Source organism: Methylobacterium sp. 37f (genome assembly GCF_023093475.1).
Taxonomy (GTDB): Bacteria; Pseudomonadota; Alphaproteobacteria; order Rhizobiales; family Beijerinckiaceae; genus Methylobacterium.
Genome location: NZ_JAGHKN010000020.1, coordinates 37,881 through 58,245 on the forward strand (window position 1 = coordinate 37,881; position 20,365 = coordinate 58,245).

Genomic DNA, 20,365 nt, shown 5'->3' on the forward strand with positions numbered 1-20,365 from the left:
CGCACGTCAACAATCAGGAGAGAGCGATGCGGAAGTTCACGGACGAGCACGAATGGCTGGACTGCGCCGGCGACGTGGCCACGGTGGGCATCACCAGCCATGCCGCCGAGCAGCTTGGTGACCTCGTCTTCATCGAGCTGCCGAAGGTCGGCGCCCGGCTGACGAAGGGCGAAGCCGCAGCAGTGGTCGAGTCGGTGAAGGCCGCCTCGGACGTCTACGCACCCGTCTCCGGCGAGGTCACGGAGGTTAACGAGGCAGCTGTGGCCGACCCGTCCAGCGTGGGTGCCGATCCGCAGGGCGCCGGCTGGCTCTATCGCATCCGCCTCGACGATCCCGCCAGCCTCGACGAGCTGATGGACGAGGCGGCCTACGCGGACTTCGCGAAGTAGCGCCCCGCTGGCGCATGACGACGACCGTCTCCCCGCGCGCGCCTTTTAGGTCGCCGCAGGCGACCCCGGACTCCAAGGGGCGCTCCAGTGGCGTGCAATCTCGAACCGCCTACGGCGCTGGACCGCGCACCCCATGCGGTTCTGGATCCGGAGCTCCGCTGCGCGGACCCAGGATAACACGGCGCCTCAGGCGATTACCGGACACGCCACTCGCGACGTCCGCTCCCTTTCGGAAAGACCCGTGAGAGCGTCGGCGCAGTCCCGACAATTCGCCATTCGAGGCCCCCATGACCACCGACCGCTACGACCCCTACGATTTCGCCAACCGCCGCCACATCGGTCCAACGACGCAGGAAATCGACGCGATGCTCGGCGTCGTGGGCACGGACAGCCTGCACGCTCTGATGGACGAGACCCTGCCAGCCGACATTCGCCAGGAAGAGCGCCTGGACTTCGGGATCGCCATGACCGAGCGCCGGGTCATCGAGCACATGCGGGGCATCGCCGACAAGAACCGGCTCCTCGTCTCGCTGATCGGACAGGGCTATCACGGGACGACGATGCCGCCCGTGATCCAGCGCAACATCTTCGAGAACCCGGCCTGGTACACCGCCTACTCGCCCTACCAGCCGGAGATCAGCCAGGGTCGGCTCGAGGCGTTGCTGAACTTCCAGACTCTGGTCTGCGACCTGACCGGGCTCGATATCGCCAATGCATCGCTCCTGGACGAGGCCACCGCCGCGGCGGAAGCCATGGGCATGGCCCATCGCATCGCCGGCAACGGGAAGACAACCTTCTTCGTGGATGCCGAGTGCCTGCCCCAGACCATCGCAGTGCTGCGCACCCGCGCCGCGCCGCTGGGCTGGACGATCATTGTCGGCGACCCCGCGACCGATCTCGATCCGGGGCAGGTCTTCGGCGCGATCTTCCAGTATCCCGGCGTCTGCGGTGGCATCCGTGACCTGACACAGCCCATCGCCGACCTGCACGCGGCCGGCGCGGTCGCCGTCGTGGCGGCCGACCCTCTGGCGCTGACGCTGCTGACCTCCCCCGGTGAAATGGGCGCCGACATCGCAATCGGCTCGATGCAGCGCTACGGCGTGCCGATGGGCTACGGCGGCCCGCACGCCGCCTACATGGCGACCCGCGACGCGCACAAGCGGACCCTGCCGGGGCGCTTGGTCGGTGTTTCGGTGGATGCCCGCGGCAACCGGGCCTACCGTCTCGCGCTCCAGACCCGCGAGCAGCATATCCGCCGCGAGAAGGCGACCTCGAATATCTGCACCGCGCAGGTGCTGCTCGCGGTCATCGCCGGCATGTACGCGGTGTTCCACGGCCCGCGCGGTCTCAAGGCCATCGCCGCCCGCGTCCACCGCGACGCCGTGCGCCTCGCCGCTGGGCTGGAAGCCCTCGGCTTCACGGTGGAACCGGAGCATTTCTTCGACACGATCACCGTGCGGGTCGGCGCCTTCCAGAGCCTGATCCTCGGACAGGCGGTGGCCAACGGCGTCAACCTGCGTAAGGTCGGCGACGACCGCATCGGCATCACGGTGGACGAGCGCACCCGCCCCGACATCCTCCAGGCCGTGTGGCGCGCCTTCGGTGCCAAGGACCTGGCCTACGACGAGACCTGGCCCGAAGCGCGCCTGCCGGAAGGCCTGGTGCGCACCTCCCCGTATCTGACGCACCCGATCTTCCACATGAACCGGGCCGAGAGCGAGATGACGCGCTACATGCGCCGCCTCGCGGATCGTGACCTGGCGCTGGATCGAGCGATGATCCCCCTCGGCTCCTGCACGATGAAGCTGAACGCCACCGCCGAGATGCTGCCGATCTCCTGGCCGGAATTCTCTGAGATCCACCCCTTCGTCCCGGCAGACCAGGCGCTGGGTTATCGGGCGCTCATCGACGACCTCTCCGAAAAGCTCTGCGCCATCACCGGCTACGACGCGATCTCGATGCAACCGAACTCGGGGGCGCAGGGGGAGTATGCCGGGCTTCTCGCCATCCGGGCGTACCACCTGTCGCGGAACGAAGCGCACCGTACGGTCTGCCTGATCCCATCCTCGGCCCACGGCACCAATCCGGCCTCGGCCCAGATGTGCGGCATGAGCGTGGTGGTGGTGGGCGCCGACGCCCAGGGTAACGTCGACCTCGCGGACTTCCGCCGGAAGGCCGAGCAGCACGCGGACAAGCTCGCTGCCTGCATGATCACCTATCCGTCGACGCATGGAGTGTTCGAGGTGCAGGTCCGCGAGATCTGCGACATCGTCCACGGCCATGGCGGGCAGGTCTACCTCGACGGAGCCAACCTCAATGCGCTGGTGGGCCTTGCCCGGCCCGGTGACATCGGCGCCGATGTCAGCCACCTCAACCTGCACAAGACCTTCTGCATTCCCCACGGCGGCGGAGGCCCCGGCATGGGTCCGATCGGCGTCAAGGCGCACCTGATCCCGTTCCTGCCCTCCGACCCGCAAACGGGTGAAGAGGGCGCGGTCTCGGCCGCTCCCTACGGCTCGGCCTCGATCCTGCCGATCTCCTGGAGCTACTGCCTGCTCATGGGCGGGCGCGGCCTGACCCAGGCGACCCGCATCGCCATCCTCAACGCCAACTACATCGCGGCCCGCCTCGCGGGCGCCTACCCGGTGCTGTATTCCGGCGCAGGAGGCCGCGTGGCGCACGAATGCATCATCGACGTGCGCGCGTTCCAGAAAAGCGCGGGTGTCAGCGTCGATGACATCGCCAAGCGCCTGATCGATTGCGGCTTCCACCCGCCGACCATGTCCTGGCCGGTGGCCGGTACCCTGATGATCGAGCCCACCGAATCCGAGACCAAGGGCGAAATCGATCGCTTCTGCGATGCCATGCTGGCGATCCGCGAGGAGATCCGCGCCATCGAGGAGGGGCGGATGGACAAGGCGAACAACCCGCTGAAGCACGCGCCTCACACGGTGCGGGACCTCGTCGGGACCTGGGAGCGCCCCTATTCCCGCGAGGCCGCGTGCTTCCCATCTGGCAGCCTCGGGATGGACAAATACTGGCCGCCGATCAACCGCGTCGACAACGCCTATGGCGACCGCAATCTCGTCTGCTCCTGCCCGCCGATGGATTCCTACAGCGAGGCAGCGGAGTAGGGCGCGCATGCCGGCGCCACCTGCTCCATTCCGAGCGCGTAGCGCCGTGCTAGGAGGGGCCATGTCCGGAATGCGCTACACAACCCTGCCCAGCCCCATCGGCACCCTCGTCCTCGTGGGTGCGGACGGACGCCTCGCCTGCATCGGTTTCCCCGCCGGCAAAGGCACTGTGACAGTGGGTTCCGACTGGCAACGGGACGATGCAGCCTTCCCGGACGTGCGCGCCCAGCTGGGTGCCTATTTCGGCGGGCGCCTCACTCGGTTCGATGTCGAACTCGCTCCGCGCGGTACGCCGTTTCAGCTCGAGGTCTGGCGGGCCCTCACCGAAATTCCGCCGGGCGAGACGATCTCCTACGGCGAACTCGCCCGACGGATCGGCCGGCCGCGTGCCAGCCGGGCCGTCGGCGCGGCCAACGGCGCCAATCCCTTGCCCATCGTGGTGCCCTGCCATCGGGTCATCGGCGCAGGCGGCGCCCTCACTGGCTTTGCCGGCGGCCTCGATACCAAGCGATTCCTGCTGGCACTCGAACGCGGCCACGGTCGCACGCAGCTGGAGCAGATATTTCGACCTTGATACCCGCCTATTTCGGCAGGGCGTAGATGTTCACGTCCAGCTTCTCGTCCGCCTTGTCGTTGAGATCGGTGACGTATTCCTCGATGAACCGGTCCTGCACCACCACGTCCTTGGCATCGAGATAGGCCGTCAGAGTCTCGTAGGTGCCGTCGATCTCGTCGTAGGAACCCTTGTGCGGGAAGCGCAGGGCCTTGCCGCTCGGCGTGGTGCCGAAGCGCAGGCCGTCGGTTTCGGCCGGCTTCGGGTCCGGCATTGCGGCGATCGGGATCATCGCGTCGTACTGGAAACCGTCATCATCGGTCTTGGCGAAGACGGCGATCGGCCGGCCCACCGGCCGAATGCCGGCCTTGGCCAGATCGGCTTCGATCCGCTGGAAAGCGGCCTTCAGGCTCGGCACCGCCTCCTCCCACTTGGCCCGGCCCGCCAGGATGGCGGCCGGCTTGGCCGGCAGTGAGACCTCGTCGACGTCGTTGGCGTCGCCGGGCGTCGCAACCAGTGTATCGCGTCCCGCAGCCGGCGGCGTGGCGGAGGGAGCAGCACCCGCCTGGGCGGGGACCGGGATATCGGCCGTTCCCGGCGTCTTCGGATCGGGATTGGTGGTCGTCGGCAGCGGGTTCGTTGCGGCCGGCGGCGGTGACTGAGCAAGAGCAGGTGCGGCAGCATCAGCGATCGAGAGCGCGAGGCACCCGGCGAGCGTGCGGGCCAGCAGCGTCGAACGCGACTTGGAACGTGTGCGGGTCAAGGCGAGGGCTCCGGAACGTCGCTGGGGCGCGGATGACGTCGGATCGGCGACGCGACTCCGAGGTCAGGAATCTAGTGGCGGCAGGAGCGATCGGCGAGGGATCATCGGTGTCGCGACGCACGAAGCCTGCAGGGCGCGGCGCTTCTGCAACGCAGCTCTGGCGCCGGCCCCCGTGCGTGCGGGCGCGCTTTGCCCTATAGCCCTGGGGCGTTGAACACACCGGAAGACAGACGAAAGAGACTAGGCGGCATGAGCGAGCTCGCCCATCGACGGTTCCTGAAGATGCACGGAGCCGGCAACCGGATCGTGGTGCTGGATCTGCGCGGAGCCTCCACGCAGGTCGCTCCCGGGGAGGCGCGCGCGATCGCGGAGCATCCACGATCGGCCTTCGATCAGCTCATGGTCATCCATGATGCCCGCACCCCCGGCACAGACGCGTCCCTGCGCATCTACAACACGGACGGATCGGAATCCGGTGCCTGCGGCAATGGCACCCGCTGCGTCGCCTACGCCATGTTCGATGATCCGGCCATGGCGCGCCCGGCGGAGAGCGGTCGGCTGCTCCTGGAGACGCAGGGCGGGTTGGTGGGCGTCAAGCGCGTTGCCGAGCGCTCCTTTACCGTCGACATGGGTCGGCCGAAACTGGCCTGGAACGAGATCCCGCTCGCCGAACCGTTCCAGGATACGCGGCGGATCGAGCTGCAGATCGGGCCGATCGACGATCCGGTCCTACACTCGCCGAGCGTCGTCAACATGGGCAACCCGCACGCGATCTTCTTCGTGGAGCACGACCCCGACAGCTACGATCTCGCCCGCATCGGCCCGATGCTGGAGAACCACCCCATCTTCCCGGAGCGGGCCAACATCTCGGTGGCGCAGGTCCGCGGGTCGGACCGGATCAAGCTGCGGGTCTGGGAGCGCGGGGCCGGGTTGACGCTCGCCTGCGGCACGGCCGCCTGCGCCACCGTGGTGGCGGCTTCACGCCTGCGCATGATCGGCCGCGGCGCCACAGTAAGCCTGCCGGGCGGCGACCTAGTCATCGAGTGGCGCGCCGATGATCACGTCCTGATGACCGGACCCGTGGCTCTCGAATGGGACGGCACCTTCCCGCCCGAGCTGTTTTCGCACGTGGACGCCGCCTGACATGGCGGTGGAAACCCTGACCTTCGGATGCCGCCTCAACACCGTCGAATCGCAGGTGATGCGCGAGCATGCGGAGGCGGCTGCGATGCACCGCGACCTCGTCATCGTCAACACCTGCGCGGTGACGGCCGAAGCCGGGCGCCAATCGCGAAAGGCCATTCGCCGCCTCGCCCGCGAGCGTCCCGGCGCGGAGATCATTGTCACCGGCTGCGGCGCGCAAGTCGAGACCGCCGCCTACGCGGCGATGCCCGAGGTCGCACGTCTCGTCGGCAACGATGCGAAGAGTCGCGCCGAGACCTGGGGCTTACTTGCGTGGCCGGCGGAACGGACTTCGACGGAACGGATCGAGGTCGACGACATCATGTCGGTGCGCCGGGCGAACTCCACCCGGATCGCCGGCATTGCCGGGCAGACCCGCGCCTTCGTGCCCGTCCAGAACGGCTGCGACCATCGCTGCACCTTCTGCATCATTCCTTTCGGGCGCGGAAACTCGCGCTCCGTCCCGATCTCCGACGTCATCGACCAAGTCGTCCGCATCGTCGCGGCCGGCGGCCGCGAAGTGGTGCTCACCGGCGTTGATCTCACGGCCTATGGCCGAGACCTCGACGCACCCCCAAGCCTGGGCCGACTGGTTCAGGCTATCCTCGCACAGGTCCCGGATCTCGGCCGGCTCCGTCTCTCCTCCATCGATTCCATCGAGGTCGATGATGCGCTGATGGAGGCGATTGCGGGCGAAGCGCGGCTGATGCCGCATTTCCACCTCTCCCTTCAGGCCGGCGACGACCTCATCCTGAAGCGGATGAAGCGTCGCCACGCCCGTGCCGACGCTATCCGGTTCTGCGACGCCGTGCGGCGATTACGGCCGGGAGCGGTGTTCGGCGCTGACCTGATCGCGGGCTTTCCGACCGAAACCGAAGCACAGTTCGCCCGCTCCCTCGACCTCGTGGACGCGTGCGGGCTGACCCATCTGCACGTCTTTCCGTACTCGGCCCGCCCCGGGACACCGGCGGCCCGAATGCCGCCGGTGCCGGATGACATCGTCCGGGAGCGCGCGGCCCGCCTGCGAGAGGCAGGCGCAGCCGCCCTGGCGGTCCATCTCGCCAGCGAGGTCGGGCGCACCCACCGGGTGCTCACCGAGCGCGGTGGGATCGCGCGGACCGAGGGGTTTACCCCCGTCCGCCTGTCGTCCGACACACCGGCGGGCCGGTTTCTCGATGTGACGATCACGGGGCACGACGGACGGGTGCTCATCGCGTCCTGAAGGCTGAGCGTCGATGCCCCAGTCAGGCGCCGCCGCTCACTGCGCGTAGCCGCACGTCTCCAGCCTCGAGCGCATAGGCCCGGGCACCGGCGCTTCCACCGTGATCGGCGGCTTCTTCGGGTATAGCGGAAGGCGCAGGGCCCGGGCATGCAGCTGCAGCCCGGGACCGCCGCTGCGGGGGCCGGCGCCATAGATCGGGTCACCGAGGATCGGATAGCCCATCGCCGCGCAATGGACGCGAAGCTGATGCGTCCGGCCGGTGACCGGCGAGAGGGCGAGCCAGGTCAGGCCATCGCCGCGCCCCAGAACGGTGTAGCGCGTCAGGGAAGGATCGCCCGCCGGATCGGCTTTCATCCACCAGGAGCGCGGATCGTCGGAGCGGCGTGCAAGTGGCAGATCAATCGTACCCGACTGGTCGGATGGCCCTCCCTCCACGAGGGCCCAGTAGGTCTTCTCGACGGTGCCGCTCGCGGCGAACAGCTTGTTCAGGCGCGCCAGCGCCTTGGCGTGGCGTCCGAGCGCGAGGCAGCCGGAGGTGTCTCGGTCGAGCCGATGCGCGGCCTCAGGCCGTCGGGGCAGGCCGAAGCGCAGGGCATCGAGATGGTCGGTGAGGGTTTCGCCCCCCTTCGGCCCGGGATGAACGGGCAAACCCGCCGGCTTGTCGATGACGAGCACCAGGGCATCGCGGTAGAGGAGGCGCGCGCCTATGTCTGTTACGAGGGCATCGGCTGGGGACATGGCCCTGCGCTAACCATGCCGGGTCCGGGGAGCAAGCGGGAATGAGCGAAGACAAGAGGCCGGGCTGGCTGCTGCGCAAGATGTTCGGCACCAAGGAGGAGCCGCGTCCGGCACCGGTACCAGTTCAGCCGCCGGACCCGAAGCCGCCTTCGGCAGGGACTCTGGCGCCCGCTCCACAACCGGTGCCTGAGCCTGTCGTCGCACCCGTAGCCCCCCCACCCGAATCCCCAGCCTCGTTCTCCGAAGGACAGCCGGACTTCGCCACCGCCGCGACGGATGTGTCCCACGTGCCACCGCCGCCGGGCGAGCCCGGCACAGGGACGCCGGACAAGAACGCGGTGCCTGACGAACTCGAAGGAGCCGATCTGCAGCCGGTGGAGGGTGCCGAGGAGCGTCCCCCCGCCGGTACGGCCGGTGACGACCCGAACCGGGGTGCCGAGGCCGCCGATACGACGACCCAGGCGTTTGCACCCGAGCCCGCGCAGGCACCGGACCTTCCGTCCGAGCCAGTGCAGGTACCGGATCTGAAGCTTGAGCCGGAAGTCGCGGCCCAGATCTTCATGCCCGAGCCGGACGCGGCTGCGGAGGAGCCCAAGCGCGGGTGGTGGAGCCGCTTGACCGGAGGCATGAAGCGCACGTCCTCCGCGCTGACCGAGCGCGTGACCGGCCTGTTCACCAAGCGCAAGCTCGATGCCGATACGCTGGAAGAACTGGAAGACGCCCTGATCCAGGCTGATTTCGGTATCGAGACCGCCATGCGGATCTCCGAGGCCGTGGGCAAGGGCCGTTACGAGAAGGGCATCTCACCGGATGCGGTGCGCGAGATCCTCGCGACCGAAGTCGAGCGGGCGCTCACCCCCGTGGCCATCCCGTTCAGCATCGACACCACGAAGAAGCCCTTCGTGATCCTGATGATCGGGGTCAATGGAGCCGGCAAGACCACCACCATCGGCAAGCTCGCGATGAAGCTGAAGGCGGAAGGTCATTCCCTCATGTTGGCCGCGGGCGACACGTTCCGGGCCGCGGCGATCGAGCAGCTCAAGGTCTGGGGGCAGCGCACGCAGACCCCCGTGATCGCCAGGGCCCAGGGCGCGGACGCGGCAGGTCTCGCCTTCGATGCCTATGAGGCTGCCAGGGCACAGGGCACCGACGTACTGCTGATCGACACCGCCGGACGGCTCCAGAACAAGGCCGGCCTGATGGCGGAACTGGAGAAAATCCTGCGGGTGATCCGCAAGATCGACCCGGAGGCCCCCCACGCCGTCCTCCTCGTCCTCGACGCCACCGTGGGTCAGAACGCGCTAAGCCAGGTCGAGCTGTTCTCGAAGGCCGCCAACGTCACAGGCCTCGTCATGACGAAGCTCGACGGCACCGCGCGCGGCGGCATCCTGGTCGCGCTCGCGGCCAAGTTCGGCCTTCCCGTCCACTTCATCGGGGTCGGCGAGGGCGTTGAGGACCTCGAGCCCTTCGAAGCCCGGGATTTCGCCCGCGCCATTGCCGGGCTCGACGCCATTTAGGCGACCGAGCGCCACGTCACAGCCCGCAACGGCCGGGACTGCTATAGATATGGACACCATGCAGATCGAAGCCATTCCCCCGCGCCGCCACCTTCCGCCCCTGCTCAAGCTCGCGCTCGAGCTTGGGCCGCTGATGATCTTCTTCTTCGGCAATGCCTATGCCGAGCGCCTCGGCGTTCACCCCGACCAGAAGCTGTTCGTGGCCACCGGGGTCTTCATCGCCGCGACCGTGGTGGCGCTGGCAATCCACTACGCGTTGATGCGGAGGCTTCCCATCATGCCGCTCGTCTCGGGCGTCGTGGTGGTGGTGTTCGGCGGCCTGACTCTGGCGCTGCAGGACAAGACCTTCATTATGATGAAGCCCACCATCGTGAACACGCTGTTCGGTCTCGTGCTGCTCGGCGGTCTCGCGTTCGGAAAATCCCTGCTGTCGGTCGTGCTCGATTCGATGTTCACCCTGACCGAGGACGGTTGGCGCAAGCTCACCTTCCGATGGGGCGTATTCTTCCTGGTACTGGCGGTCCTGAACGAGGTAGTGTGGCGAACCCAGACGGAGGATTTCTGGGTGAGCTTCAAGGTGTTCGGCATCATGCCGCTGACCATTGTCTTCGCATTGGCCCAGACGCCCCTCTTGATGCGCTACGAGCGCAAGGAGCCCGGCGCAGACCCGATCTGACCGGACCCGTCAGGGGATTCCCAGGATTCGGGTATATTCGAGCTCGGGAACCCCATAGGAGGCCCCGGCAATCTCCAGCAGCGCGGTGCGATCCCTGATGTCGACGCCGCCGCGCCGTGTCTTCAGGGCCCCGGTGAGTTCGAGCACGCGCAGACCGGTGGTCACCCCCGCCCGTCGCACGCCGAGCATCAGCGAGAGCATCTCGTGGGTCAGCGGCAGATCTTCACGATCGGCACGGTCGTGGCACATCAGAAGCCAGCGCGCGAGGCGTTGCTCGATAGTGAAATGGGCATTGCAGAGACCGGCCTGAGCCAGCTGCACCGCGAAGGCCTGGGCATACCGCAACAGGTAATCATGCAGGGGCCGGCTCTCAGCCAGCACGCCCCGGAGGACATCCGCTTCGATCCGCAGGGCTCGGCACGGCACCTGAACCAGGGCCGTATGGGGCGAGGCATCGACGCCGTTCAGCAGGGTGATGCCAGTCATGCCCTCCGGCCCGACGATGCCAGCCTCCGCCTGTGTTCCATCCGCGCCGTGCGCGACGACGGAGATCATTCCCGGTTCTGGGAAATGCGCAGCGCGGATCGTGACACCAGGTGCCTCAAGGACGGCACCTTGATCGAGCGAGCACCGGACGAAATGCGATCGAAGACGCTCGAACTCAAGCGGCGGCAATGCGCGAAGGAGGCGATTACGGACCTCAGATTGAACGATGAAGGACGTCACAACTCCGGCACTCAATAGGCGGGAGTGCAAACGCAAGGTCACCCGCAACCTGAATTCATTTCAGGCAACGCAGTGGACATGGCACACGGATTTAACACAGGGAAGAGAACGTGGACTTATATTTTTGTCCGATTTCAGAAAAACCTCGATATTACAAGATTAGTTACAACCGTAAGATCGAAATAGCCTAAGTATTATCGATTTTTATCGATTTTTCGCCGCGATCGCCGGCCACAGCTTCTCCGCAAGTTCACTCGCGGGGATTGTGTGCCGGCTTTCGGTGAGACTTGGTAGTCACGGCCACAACGGTGATGGCCTTCAGCAGTAGACGTGACCCGGGCTTATAAAGCGACGGACAAGGGGCTTGTGGGCTCGGACCATGAGCGGAACCAGATCGCGAAACGCGACGCCGACATCGGGGAGGCGCACGACCTGAAGCGCCGCGCTTCAGGAGAGGACGACTCCTTCGCGCTCGCTGAAAGAGCAGGTGAGATCCGACACGGATGTCTCTGTTTTCACGTACGATAGCGGACTGTGTGGCCCCAGCGCAGACAAGGTCCAGAGCCAGAGATTGTACGACATAGTACAGACCCCGGACTGTGCGGTTCCTTCACACCCCGATCCAGCTATGAGGGACATCCATCCCTCCTCCCGAGCAGCAAAACGTTCGATGGCTGCTCTATCGAGCCGCTACGTTTCATGCCGGTGCCGTCTCAGCGATATGTCCGAAACCAGCTCCTCAGCATCCTGGGTGGTGATGATTATGGGGCCGTTCAGGCTGTCGCCGAGAGCGTGATGCTCGGCCGGCGGGATATCCTGATCGCCGGCAACAAGACGATCACCCACGTGTATTTCCTGGAAGCCGGGATCGCCTCGGAGATTGCCGCCACTCCGGAAGGGCGCCGGATCGAGGTATGCATCACCGGACGCGAGGGTATGGTCGGGGTCCCGTTACTGCTCGATGTCGACCGAACACCGCATGAGACCTTCGTGCAGATCGAGGGCGAGGCCTTGCGGATCGATGCCACAAGCTTCCGGACCCTGATCGAGGAACGGCCGAACCTGCGACGCACCTTCGCGAACTACGCCTACGTGGCCCATATGCAGACCGCCGGCACGGCGCTCTCCAACGGCAGCCATACCCTGGAGGAGCGCCTCGCGCGCTGGCTGCTGATGTGCCACGATCGGGTCGATGGGGACGAGTTTCCCGTTACCCATGAATTCCTCTCGACGATGCTCGGCGTGCGGCGGCCAGGCGTCACGACGGCGATCCACAGCCTCGAGGGGGGCGGCATGATCAAGGCCCGGCGCTCGCACATCCAGGTCTTGGATCGGGAGAAGCTGAAGACCGCGGCGGGAGACAGCTACGGCGTGCCGGAGATCGAATATGGGCGCCTGATCCGCACTGGACGCTGAGCGTTCCGGTGCCCGATTCGTCCGCGGCTCTATCGGGTCAGCGAGACGGCGCCGGCGCAGTTCCGGCGGCCCGGATCTTGTCGAGCACGCCGGCATAACTCTCCGGTGTGAGGATGCCCACGAGTTTGTCACGGATCGTGCCGTCAGGCCCGATGATGAACGTCTCGGGCACGCCATAGACGCCGAAATCGATCCCAGTGCGCCCTTCCGTATCCAACCCCACGGCCTGGAACGGTATGCCATTCCGGGTCAGGAAGCGGCGGCCGTTCTCGGGCGTATCCTTGTAGGCGATGCCCACCAGGCGCACGCCCGGCTCGCGTGCGAGCCGCATCAGTTGCGGGTGCTCGACCTGACAGGGGGCGCACCAGGATGCCCAGAAATTGACGACGGTAACGTTGCCCAGAAGGTCGGCGCGAGACACGCCGGGGATTGAAGCTCCGTTGGTGGCCAGACCCGGCAGACCGGGAAGAACGAATTCCGGGGCCGGCTTACCGATCAACGCGGACGGAATCGCTGCGGGGTCCGCGCCCGAGCGCAGACGCAGGAAAAAGATCGCGGCCAGGACCGCGAAGGTGACGAGGGGCAGGATCACCAAAAGCGAGCGGCGCGCGGGCTCCGCCCGATGCGTGGCAGGGTCGATCGGGCTCATGGGCGCACTCCCGCCCCGTCCTGCGATCCCCCCTGCGACCCATCCTGAAAACGCGCAAGGGCCCGCTTCTGGGCAGTGTGATCCCGTCGAGCGCGCGAAATCAAGGTGCCGATCACCAGAGCCGTGAAGGCATAGGCGGCGAAAATGTAACCGGCATGCGGTCCAACGTTCATGATCGAAACTTCACCATCAGCGTTGCAGGAAATCCGACCTGTTCGTGAGGACCTGCGCCGTCCTCACAGGCCTTGCGCCACGCGCCCGACTGGCGCCTGACTCAGGGGAATGCTGCGTCCAGGCGCGACCGAGGCGGCGGTTCCGGTGGACATCCCCGCATCAAGCTGCTCCGCCTCGCGCAGGGTCAGGGCACGAACCCGGCGGCGCAGGATCTCGGTGCGCATGGCAGAGAGGTGCAGGGTCACCCCGAGCACCGTGAAGGCCAAAATCATTTCGAGCAGGGGATAGAGCATGCTCGGATCGATCGATGAGCCACCCATGCGCATGATCGATGCGGGCTGGTGAAGCGTCGACCACCAATTCACCGAGAATTTGATGATCGGCAGATTCACAGCACCGACCAGGGTGAGAATGGCGATCGCGCGTGCAGCCCGGTTCGGATCCTCGATCGTCCGCCAAAGCGCAATGATCCCGCAATAGATCAGGAACAGCACGAGCATCGAGGTCAGACGCGCATCCCAGACCCAATAGGTGCCCCACATGGGCTTGCCCCAGAGAGACCCCGTCACGAGACAGATGAGGGTGAACGCCGCCCCGATCGGCGCCGCAGCGCGCTGGGCCACATCCGCCAGAGGGTGGCGCCAGACCAGGGTTCCAATCGCGGACACTGCCATCGCGCCGTAGAAGAAGACGCCGAGCCAGGCTGCCGGCACGTGGATGTACATGATCCGCACGGTCTCGCCCTGCTGATAATCGGGCGGGACGACGAACCACGTGAGCGACAGACCGACGATCAGGAGCAATCCTGAGACCCCGGCGAGCCAGGGCATCACGGGTTGCGTCCAGCGCAGGAAGTGACCGGGATGAGCGAGGCGATTCCACATGGTTGCGCCCTCTACCCCAGGGTGCGGTGCGGCGGCAATGTGGGGGTTACGCGCAGGCGGCCCGTCCCGCCTCGGTCTGTCCGCGTGCTTACCCATTCGCCTGGAAGCCAGCCAGCGGTGCCACCACGCAGCAGATCAAGCCCGCAGGCGCATAGTCGAGGCTGATGGTGCCGCCGACGGCACCGACGAGGCCGCGCTCGATCAGGCGCGAGCCGAAACCCTTCTGCAGGGGTGGCGTCACCCGTGGCCCGTTCACTTCCGACCAGGCCAATCGAACGGTTGGGCCACCATCCGCCTCCTCGATCGTCCAGGCGAGGCTGACTCGACCGTCGGGGAGCGAAAGAGCACCGTACTTGGCTGCGTTGGTGGCCAGTTCGTGCAGCATCAGCGCCAGCGACAGGGCTGCCTTCGATCCGAGCAGAATCGAAGGGCCCACAAAGTCGAAACGCCCGGGCTGACGGTCATCGTGGATCGCGAGCGCACCGCGCATCACCGCCTCCATGTCGGCGCTCTCATGTACCCCGGCGAGCAGGATGTCGTGCGCCTTGCCCAGGGCGATGAGGCGGGCGGCCAGCGCCTCCTTGGCCGCATCCATGTCGGTGACGTTGCGCAGGGTCTGCGAGGCGATCGCCTGGACCATGGCCAGAGTGTTCTTGAGACGATGGCTGAGTTCCCGGTTGAGGGTGCGCTGCTGCTCGTCGGCCTCGATCCGGGTCAGGCCGCCCCAGGCGCGCTCGGCCACCTCGCGCGCGAAAGTGATCTCTCCCGCACTCCAGTCGCGGACCTGCCGGTCGAGGACGTAGAGGATACCCACCAGACGGCCGCGCCGGAGAACCGGCACCTTGATCACGGCACGCATGCCGAGCCGGGCATAGCCCTCTGGATCGTCGACGCGATCCGGCGTCGCCACGATGTCGCCGACACTGATGACGTCGCCCCGCGCCAGACGCTCGATGCTCGCGGCCAGGGTCGACCGGGACGGCGTCGGCAGGCCAAGGGCACGGGTCGGATCGTCCTGCGCCTCGGCGGTCCAGTCGGGATTGAACGCGGCGATCTGACCGCCGGGATCGACCTGGGCGTAACCGGCGCGGGTGACGCCGAGCGTGCGGCCCAGGCTCTCGGCCGTGGTCGTCACCACGTCGGCGTGGGTCTGCATCTCACGCAGGCGGTCGCTGAGCGCGATCAGGGCCTCGCGGCGGGCATCGGCCCGCTTCTCCTCGGTGATGTCCTCGATCATCGCGGTGGCGTGGACATCGTCGCCGAGGCGCTGGGACACGAGGTTGACCCGTGCCCAGATGATGGTTCCGTCCATGCGACGGTAGCGCTTCTCCAGGCGGAGTTGCAGGGTCTGACCGGTGGAGAGGCGCTCGTGCAGGGCGACCCGGGCGTCGTCGTCCTCCGGTGGCGTCCAGCGCGCGAGGGACTGCCCGAGGATCTCGGATTCCGGCGCGCCCCAGATCTCGCAGAGCTTGGCATTGACCGCGAAGGCGCGGACGGTGCGGGGATCGAACTGGACGATTCCGATATTGGCGCCCTGGAACACAGCCCGGAACTGGGCGGCGGCGCGGTTGCGCGCGGTCAGGTCGAGCATCGCTCCGATCATCCGGATCGGCTGGCCGGCCGCGTCGCGGACGACGTAGCCGCGGTCGAGCACGTCGGCGTAGGTGCCGTCGGCGCGCAAGAAGCGGTAATCGTGGTTCCAGGCCTCGGCGCCGCCCGCGATGGCGGCCCGGATGTCGGCTTCGACAGCGGCGCGGTCGTCGGGATGAAGGCGGCCGAGCCACCAGGCGCCGGTGGGCTCGATCTGATCCGGCGCCCAGCCGTAGGCGGTGGTCAGCGCCTCGTTCCACTGGACGGTGTCGGTGGCGAGATCCCAGTCCCAGATCGCGTCGTTGGTGGCGCGGGCGGCGAGACGGTAGCGCTCCTCGGTGGTGCGCAGCGCGATTTCGGCGCGTTTGGCATCGGTGATGTCGCGCATCGTGCCGACGAGACGGACCGATCGGTCGGCCCCCGGGACGCGTCGGCCGCGCGCCGATATCCAAAGCGGTCGCGTCGAGGTCGCGACACGGAACTCGCAGTCGAACGTCCCGGCACCGTCCGGGTCGAGGGCACCCCGCATCGCCGACTCCACGGCCGCACGATCCTCGGGGGCCAGCGCGTTCAGGAAGGTCTCCCGATAGGTGACGGGGTCCTCCGCTCCCAAGCCGAACAGGTCCCGGATCCCGGCGTCCCAGTGGAGGCTCTGCGTGGCTAGGTCGTGATCGAAGATGCCGATGCCGGCCGACTCGACCGCCAGTCTGAGACACAGCGTCTCGTCGGCGCGGTCGAGTGCGCCGGGCAGGAGACCGCCCCAGTTGGTCGGGGACGGCCCCTCCGGGGGCTGGCCGGGCAGCGTGGGAACAGCGCGCTTCTTCATCGGGAAAGGGGTGGGGATTCGGGATCTCGAGGCGGGGAGGGGTCAGGCCGGTTCCGGGGTCGCGAATTCCCGGTGCGGATCGGTTTCGCGCTGGCCGGGCGGCGGTTCCACCGCGACCAGAATCCCCCCGGGGTCGTAGACCGCGCCCAGCACGGTCTCGTAGTGGCGACGGACGACGCCGTGGCATTCGCAGGCGGCGCTCTCCGCGAGCACCCGGCTCTGCACCGTGATGCGGCCGCGGCCGACCTCGATCAGACCCTGACGCTGCAGCGCGTGCAGGATGCGGGTGAGATAGGTTCGCTGCACGCCCAGCATGGTGGCGAGGAGTTCGTGCGTGACCGGCAGGACGTTGGTGCCGATGCGGTCCTGCAGGGTCAGGAGCCAGCGCAGGCAGCGCGCCTCGATCGGGTGAAGGGCGTTGCAGGCCACCGATTGTAGAACCTGGGCGAGCAGGCAGTCGCCGTAGCGGGTGAACAGGTTGCGCAGGGCCGGGGATTGTCGCTTGGCCTCCTGGAGGCGCAGGGCGTCGAGGTGCAAGATCGGGCCGCCGATCTGCACCACGGCGCTGGTCGAGGCCGGCAGGAAGCCGCTGCTGACGATGGCGCCGACGGCCCCCTCGCGGCCCACCGTGGCGACCTCTGCGCTCCGGCCGTCGCGCATGGCGACGATGAGGGTGACCACCGCCTGACGACATGGGAATGCGATGGCGGTGACGTCGCTGCCGACCTCGAACAGGGACTGGCCCCGCTCGCGCCGCGACAGCGTCAGGTGAGGTTCGAGGAGCGCACGATCCTCGGGCCGCAGGCCGTCGAGGAGAAGATTGCCCGTGAGAGGATCGAGGGCCGGACTCATGCGACGCGCTGTGTTCACCGTATGTCTCTCCGGCCTCTAGCGCACAGCCGTCGCATCCGTCTGTCTGTAAGTAGACCCTAGCTGAGACAATTTTGTCGTTTTGATGGGAACCTGCGCGGAAAGACCTGTTTGAGGCCGTCCAAGCATCGGATGCCGGTGTCGTGCAGGTCTGGGAAGTCTCGGCTTCCGACGCCGACGCGCAATCTTGACACACGCAGTCTTGGCAGCCGCAACCGAGGTCGGATCGGTCGTCGCGCTTCGACGCGGGCTGAACCAAAAAGGTTCAGGCCAACCGACAGGCTTCGACCAAGCCTCGACCAAGTCCCGATCAGGCTTGGCCGGCCTCGTCGCCCTCGCCGATGCAGTCGAGGGCGCGCTCGACCGCCGTGACGGCGTCGAGGAGGTTCTGGACCGTGCGCTCGACCTCGCGGGCCGGGCGCCCCATGGCAGCGGCCCGGGCGCTCACGATCTCCAACTGCTCGAGGAGCGCGAAGAGATCGTCGGCGACGGCCACCACGTCGGTGACCACGACCGCGGGAGCGGGGGGGCGTCGGAGGAAGGGGACCACGTTGCTCATCGACGCTATGTCTCGCGTGTTCCTGGCCAAAGCGCCAGCCTGACGGCCCTCGGATTCCACACGTTCACCCCCCATTCGGCCGCTTCCTTGCCGAGGTGGTGAGCGTTTTCGTGTCGCGGCGACATCAGTGCGGCAGGAACCTGAGACGATTCGTTAGGCTTTGGCCCTGTCGAGCGGCCGCCGGCTTGACGGGGATGCGGGCCGGGCAGCACCACGGAGACCGCTTTCCCACCAGGATCTCCACCGATGCGCCTCGCCCCCCTCGTCCTCGCCACCACCCTCCTGGGCGGCCTCTGCGCCTGCAACAGCGACAGCCCGAGCGGGCGCGGCGGCGTCTCCGACGCCTTCGACGCCAGCAACTATCGCCAGTCCAGCAACACCAACGGCACCCAGACCCGCCGCGACGTCAACCGCCAATACACCCAGCCGTCGATGCCCTCGATCGCCAATCGCGGAAACTGAGGCGAAGGCCAGTCTCACCCCTCCCGGGGGGCTGGGTGAGACCGACGCCTCGGCGATCAGGCTTCGCCGGCATCCGGCTCATCCGCCTCCTCGCCAAACCCATCAGGGTCTGCGCCGAAATCCTCTTCCGTCTATTGCAAGGGTCCGATCGGTTTGAGGAAGGCCCTGTGGACGTGACCGTCGAAGAGGCCATCGCCCTGAACGTCGATCCGTGCCCAGTCGCCAAGGACTCCGTCGAACGCGAAGACGGTGACCACTGCGCCAGCGTCAAGTACGGATAGGATCGGGGCCTCGAACCTGGGCGCTCCCCGAAGATTGAGGCCGTCGCGTGCGGCCACGACGAACGGACCGATCGCCGGTTCGACCTCTTGAGCCGCGGCGATCTTGGGGGAGTGCCACCCCTTCTGAGCGGCCTTCTGAAGCCAGCCCGGGGCATGGGCGGAGGCGCCACCCGCCCCCCAGACCAGCCGGGACCGATCCTTCGGCGAGGTCCCAAAGCCCACATGCAGCGTCGTCGAGCCCGTATAATCGACTGCCGCACCGCTCCCTGTCGCTCCGAGGGCGGCGGCGGCCGTCACGAACGCCGAGACGACCGCAAGGTCGTCCGGTTTGGTGAAGTCGAGGGCGCGCTGACCATCGACGAGCAACTGAAGGTCGGCCGCGTAGCCGCCGTCATGGCGCGTCGATCCCGTCCGCTTGGTGCAGGTGCCCTTGTGACATTGGCCACCAGACGTCACCCGCACGACGGCAATATCGACCGCGTTGGCGGCCTTGGTCAGGACCGTCCGGAGCGTGTCGTGGATCGGCAGGTCTCGGATCTTACCCTTCGTGTCTTCGCGTATGATCGCCACGGTCACCTCCCAGATTTAACCTGGACGATGATCTTGCAACCTTAGGTGAGTCTCAAGTGACGCGATCGACCGCTCAGTTCTTTGCCAGTGCGTCCGCGAAGGCGATCATGCGGTTGCGGGCGTAGGTCGGCAGGCCGGCGCTGATCGAGGCGCCGGTGTTGAAGGACGAGTTGCCCATCAGCACCTGTGCCGGCAGCAGGTTCTTGAGCACCGGCACGCGCGCGTATTCCTGCTTGCGGTCGAGGACGTCGCCCTTGATCGCCAGCGCCACGTAGGTGGTCACCACGGTCTTGCCCGGATCGCCCGGCATCGGCTGGAACACCGCCAGGAACTTGCCGAAGCGGAGGATCTGGTTGACCCAGAAGATCGTCTGCTCCAGCCCGCCGGTCACCTGCGTGTCGATCTTCGTGAGGCTGGCCAGAGTCGCGGTCTCCGCCGGGGGCAGGGTGCGCAATTCGCTCTGGAACGAGACGAACTCGGCGATCTTCTTCGAGGCTCCGTCCTCCAGGCGGTTGGCGAGCTTCACGCCGAGGGGCAGCTTGCCTTCGAGATCGTAGCGCGACTCGATGCAGGTGGTGCCGGCCTCGCACCAGGGCCGGTCGGGCCGTTTGGCGAAGGCGGCGGCCGGGTCCTTGTTCGGCGTCGCGTCGGCGGGGTTGAGGGCCTTGTGCTTGATCACCGGGTCCATCTTGGCGACGAAGCCGAGGGTGGCGTAGGCGGCGAGGTCGATACTCTCCGGGGCCTTCGCCACCACGAAGCGCCCCTGCGCCACGTAGACCTTCAGGGTCTCGTGCCGGCGCTTGGCGACGCCGTTGAGGGTCTGCATGTAGTCGGGCTCGACGTAGCCCGGATGCGGCGCCAGCGCCGCCCGCTCGCCGGGACGGAGCTTGCCCCAGTCGAGGTAGGGCACGAGGCCGTTCTCGGGCTTGGTCGGATCGTCGCGATGGTCGGTGAACAGGATGGTGCCGGGCTTCAGGCTGGTCACGCCGGCCGCCTCGATGGCGGGCACGTCCTTGATCCGCTCGCTACCCGCCGGGCTCGCGGGCGCCTGCAGCTTCATGCCCTCCTGGGCCATGGCCGGGCGCAGGGTGCCGGCGCCCGTCAGGGCGAGGGCCAGGAGAAGGGTTGCGGGCATTCGCCCATGCGAAAGGTGCCTGTCCAAAACTTGCCTGTTCACGTCGGGG

General features: G+C 67.2%; 20 protein-coding genes. 9 read left to right on the top strand and 11 right to left on the bottom strand.

Annotation, left to right across the window (positions count from 1 at the left end; genetic code table 11):
* Positions 1-26: 26 nt before the first annotated feature.
* From gcvH to J7U37_RS14795, 3 genes are all read left to right on the top strand, one after another.
* Positions 27-389 (top strand): glycine cleavage system protein GcvH, encoded by a 363-nt coding sequence (gene gcvH, locus J7U37_RS14785; protein ID WP_247636208.1) that lies wholly within the window; start codon positions 27-29, stop codon positions 387-389.
* 287 nt (positions 390-676) lie between these two features.
* Positions 677-3,523 (top strand): aminomethyl-transferring glycine dehydrogenase, encoded by a 2,847-nt coding sequence (gene gcvP / locus J7U37_RS14790; protein ID WP_247636209.1) that lies wholly within the window; start codon positions 677-679, stop codon positions 3,521-3,523.
* Positions 3,524-3,584: 61 nt separating this feature from the next.
* Positions 3,585-4,097 carry a methylated-DNA--[protein]-cysteine S-methyltransferase gene (locus J7U37_RS14795; protein ID WP_247636210.1) on the top strand — a complete coding sequence of 171 codons (513 nt, stop codon included), beginning with the start codon at positions 3,585-3,587 and terminating at the stop codon, positions 4,095-4,097.
* A 7-nt stretch (positions 4,098-4,104) separates the two neighbouring features.
* Here the strand turns inward: J7U37_RS14795 and J7U37_RS14800 are convergent, their stop codons facing one another.
* Positions 4,105-4,839 (bottom strand): GyrI-like domain-containing protein, encoded by a 735-nt coding sequence (locus tag J7U37_RS14800; RefSeq protein WP_247636211.1) that lies wholly within the window; start codon positions 4,837-4,839, stop codon positions 4,105-4,107.
* Between the two features lie 249 nt (positions 4,840-5,088).
* Here J7U37_RS14800 and dapF point away from each other — a divergent pair, with 249 nt between their 5' ends.
* Positions 5,089-5,982 (top strand): diaminopimelate epimerase, encoded by an 894-nt coding sequence (gene dapF, locus J7U37_RS14805; RefSeq protein ID WP_056183591.1) that lies wholly within the window; start codon positions 5,089-5,091, stop codon positions 5,980-5,982.
* Position 5,983: 1 nt separating this feature from the next.
* On the top strand, positions 5,984-7,243 hold the full coding sequence (gene mtaB / locus J7U37_RS14810; protein ID WP_247636212.1) for a tRNA (N(6)-L-threonylcarbamoyladenosine(37)-C(2))-methylthiotransferase MtaB: 1,260 nt from the start codon (positions 5,984-5,986) through the stop codon (positions 7,241-7,243).
* A 36-nt stretch (positions 7,244-7,279) separates the two neighbouring features.
* On the opposite strand, the gene J7U37_RS14815 is transcribed toward mtaB, so the two are convergent.
* Entirely contained in the window at positions 7,280-7,981 is a 702-nt protein-coding gene (locus J7U37_RS14815; protein WP_056183595.1) for an RluA family pseudouridine synthase, read from the bottom strand.
* A 41-nt stretch (positions 7,982-8,022) separates the two neighbouring features.
* Here J7U37_RS14815 and ftsY point away from each other — a divergent pair, with 41 nt between their 5' ends.
* Positions 8,023-9,498 (top strand): signal recognition particle-docking protein FtsY, encoded by a 1,476-nt coding sequence (gene ftsY, locus J7U37_RS14820; RefSeq protein WP_247636213.1) that lies wholly within the window; start codon positions 8,023-8,025, stop codon positions 9,496-9,498.
* Between the two features lie 58 nt (positions 9,499-9,556).
* On the top strand, positions 9,557-10,174 hold the full coding sequence (locus J7U37_RS14825) for a septation protein A (RefSeq protein ID WP_247636214.1): 618 nt from the start codon (positions 9,557-9,559) through the stop codon (positions 10,172-10,174).
* 9 nt (positions 10,175-10,183) lie between these two features.
* Here J7U37_RS14825 and J7U37_RS14830 read toward each other — a convergent pair whose 3' ends face one another.
* On the bottom strand, positions 10,184-10,900 hold the full coding sequence (locus tag J7U37_RS14830; RefSeq protein ID WP_247636215.1) for a Crp/Fnr family transcriptional regulator: 717 nt from the start codon (positions 10,898-10,900) through the stop codon (positions 10,184-10,186).
* A 699-nt stretch (positions 10,901-11,599) separates the two neighbouring features.
* Here J7U37_RS14830 and J7U37_RS14835 point away from each other — a divergent pair.
* Positions 11,600-12,316, top strand: coding sequence for a Crp/Fnr family transcriptional regulator (locus J7U37_RS14835; protein WP_247636216.1), 717 nt, complete (start codon positions 11,600-11,602; stop codon positions 12,314-12,316).
* A 37-nt stretch (positions 12,317-12,353) separates the two neighbouring features.
* Here J7U37_RS14835 and J7U37_RS14840 read toward each other — a convergent pair whose 3' ends face one another.
* The 6 genes from J7U37_RS14840 to J7U37_RS14865 form a co-directional block, all read right to left on the bottom strand.
* Positions 12,354-12,965, bottom strand: coding sequence for a DsbE family thiol:disulfide interchange protein (locus J7U37_RS14840; protein WP_247636217.1), 612 nt, complete (start codon positions 12,963-12,965; stop codon positions 12,354-12,356).
* Positions 12,962-13,138, bottom strand: coding sequence for a heme exporter protein CcmD (gene ccmD, locus J7U37_RS14845; protein WP_247636218.1), 177 nt, complete (start codon positions 13,136-13,138; stop codon positions 12,962-12,964). Before ccmD ends, J7U37_RS14840 begins: the two co-directional genes overlap by 4 nt.
* 63 nt (positions 13,139-13,201) lie before the next feature.
* On the bottom strand, positions 13,202-14,023 hold the full coding sequence (locus J7U37_RS14850) for a heme ABC transporter permease (RefSeq protein ID WP_056183605.1): 822 nt from the start codon (positions 14,021-14,023) through the stop codon (positions 13,202-13,204).
* An 88-nt stretch (positions 14,024-14,111) separates the two neighbouring features.
* The gene (locus J7U37_RS14855) at positions 14,112-16,439 is read right to left on the bottom strand and encodes a PAS domain S-box protein (protein ID WP_247636219.1); all 2,328 of its coding nucleotides are present in this window, start codon (positions 16,437-16,439) and stop codon (positions 14,112-14,114) included.
* Positions 16,440-16,481: 42 nt separating this feature from the next.
* A complete protein-coding gene (locus J7U37_RS14860) occupies positions 16,482-17,291 on the bottom strand; it encodes a Crp/Fnr family transcriptional regulator (RefSeq protein WP_056487588.1) in 810 nt (269 codons plus the stop codon).
* Between the two features lie 328 nt (positions 17,292-17,619).
* Entirely contained in the window at positions 17,620-17,868 is a 249-nt protein-coding gene (locus J7U37_RS14865; RefSeq protein WP_056183609.1) for a hypothetical protein, read from the bottom strand.
* Between the two features lie 246 nt (positions 17,869-18,114).
* Between J7U37_RS14865 and J7U37_RS14870 the strand changes: the two genes are divergently transcribed.
* Entirely contained in the window at positions 18,115-18,330 is a 216-nt protein-coding gene (locus J7U37_RS14870; RefSeq protein WP_247636220.1) for a hypothetical protein, read from the top strand.
* Positions 18,331-18,461: 131 nt separating this feature from the next.
* Here J7U37_RS14870 and J7U37_RS14875 read toward each other — a convergent pair whose 3' ends face one another.
* The gene (locus J7U37_RS14875) at positions 18,462-19,181 is read right to left on the bottom strand and encodes an SH3 domain-containing protein (RefSeq protein ID WP_247636221.1); all 720 of its coding nucleotides are present in this window, start codon (positions 19,179-19,181) and stop codon (positions 18,462-18,464) included.
* A gap of 73 nt (positions 19,182-19,254) precedes the next feature.
* Positions 19,255-20,316: a hypothetical protein gene (locus J7U37_RS14880; RefSeq protein WP_247636222.1), complete on the bottom strand. Its 1,062-nt coding sequence runs from the start codon at positions 20,314-20,316 to the stop codon at positions 19,255-19,257.
* Between the last annotated feature and the right edge of the window lie 49 nt (positions 20,317-20,365).

Coding starts and splice junctions, on each gene's coding strand:
- J7U37_RS14880 (WP_247636222.1), bottom strand. CDS start 20,316: ATGCCCGCAACCCTTCTCCTGGCCCTCGCCCTGACGGGCGCCGGCACC.
- gcvP (WP_247636209.1), top strand. CDS start 677: ATGACCACCGACCGCTACGACCCCTACGATTTCGCCAACCGCCGCCAC.
- J7U37_RS14870 (WP_247636220.1), top strand. CDS start 18,115: ATGCGCCTCGCCCCCCTCGTCCTCGCCACCACCCTCCTGGGCGGCCTC.
- J7U37_RS14865 (WP_056183609.1), bottom strand. CDS start 17,868: ATGAGCAACGTGGTCCCCTTCCTCCGACGCCCCCCCGCTCCCGCGGTC.
- J7U37_RS14835 (WP_247636216.1), top strand. CDS start 11,600: ATGCCGGTGCCGTCTCAGCGATATGTCCGAAACCAGCTCCTCAGCATC.
- ccmD (WP_247636218.1), bottom strand. CDS start 13,138: ATGAACGTTGGACCGCATGCCGGTTACATTTTCGCCGCCTATGCCTTC.
- ftsY (WP_247636213.1), top strand. CDS start 8,023: ATGAGCGAAGACAAGAGGCCGGGCTGGCTGCTGCGCAAGATGTTCGGC.
- dapF (WP_056183591.1), top strand. CDS start 5,089: ATGAGCGAGCTCGCCCATCGACGGTTCCTGAAGATGCACGGAGCCGGC.
- J7U37_RS14860 (WP_056487588.1), bottom strand. CDS start 17,291: ATGAGTCCGGCCCTCGATCCTCTCACGGGCAATCTTCTCCTCGACGGC.
- J7U37_RS14850 (WP_056183605.1), bottom strand. CDS start 14,023: ATGTGGAATCGCCTCGCTCATCCCGGTCACTTCCTGCGCTGGACGCAA.
- gcvH (WP_247636208.1), top strand. CDS start 27: ATGCGGAAGTTCACGGACGAGCACGAATGGCTGGACTGCGCCGGCGAC.
- J7U37_RS14840 (WP_247636217.1), bottom strand. CDS start 12,965: ATGAGCCCGATCGACCCTGCCACGCATCGGGCGGAGCCCGCGCGCCGC.
- J7U37_RS14855 (WP_247636219.1), bottom strand. CDS start 16,439: ATGAAGAAGCGCGCTGTTCCCACGCTGCCCGGCCAGCCCCCGGAGGGG.
- J7U37_RS14795 (WP_247636210.1), top strand. CDS start 3,585: ATGTCCGGAATGCGCTACACAACCCTGCCCAGCCCCATCGGCACCCTC.
- J7U37_RS14815 (WP_056183595.1), bottom strand. CDS start 7,981: ATGTCCCCAGCCGATGCCCTCGTAACAGACATAGGCGCGCGCCTCCTC.
- J7U37_RS14825 (WP_247636214.1), top strand. CDS start 9,557: ATGCAGATCGAAGCCATTCCCCCGCGCCGCCACCTTCCGCCCCTGCTC.
- mtaB (WP_247636212.1), top strand. CDS start 5,984: ATGGCGGTGGAAACCCTGACCTTCGGATGCCGCCTCAACACCGTCGAA.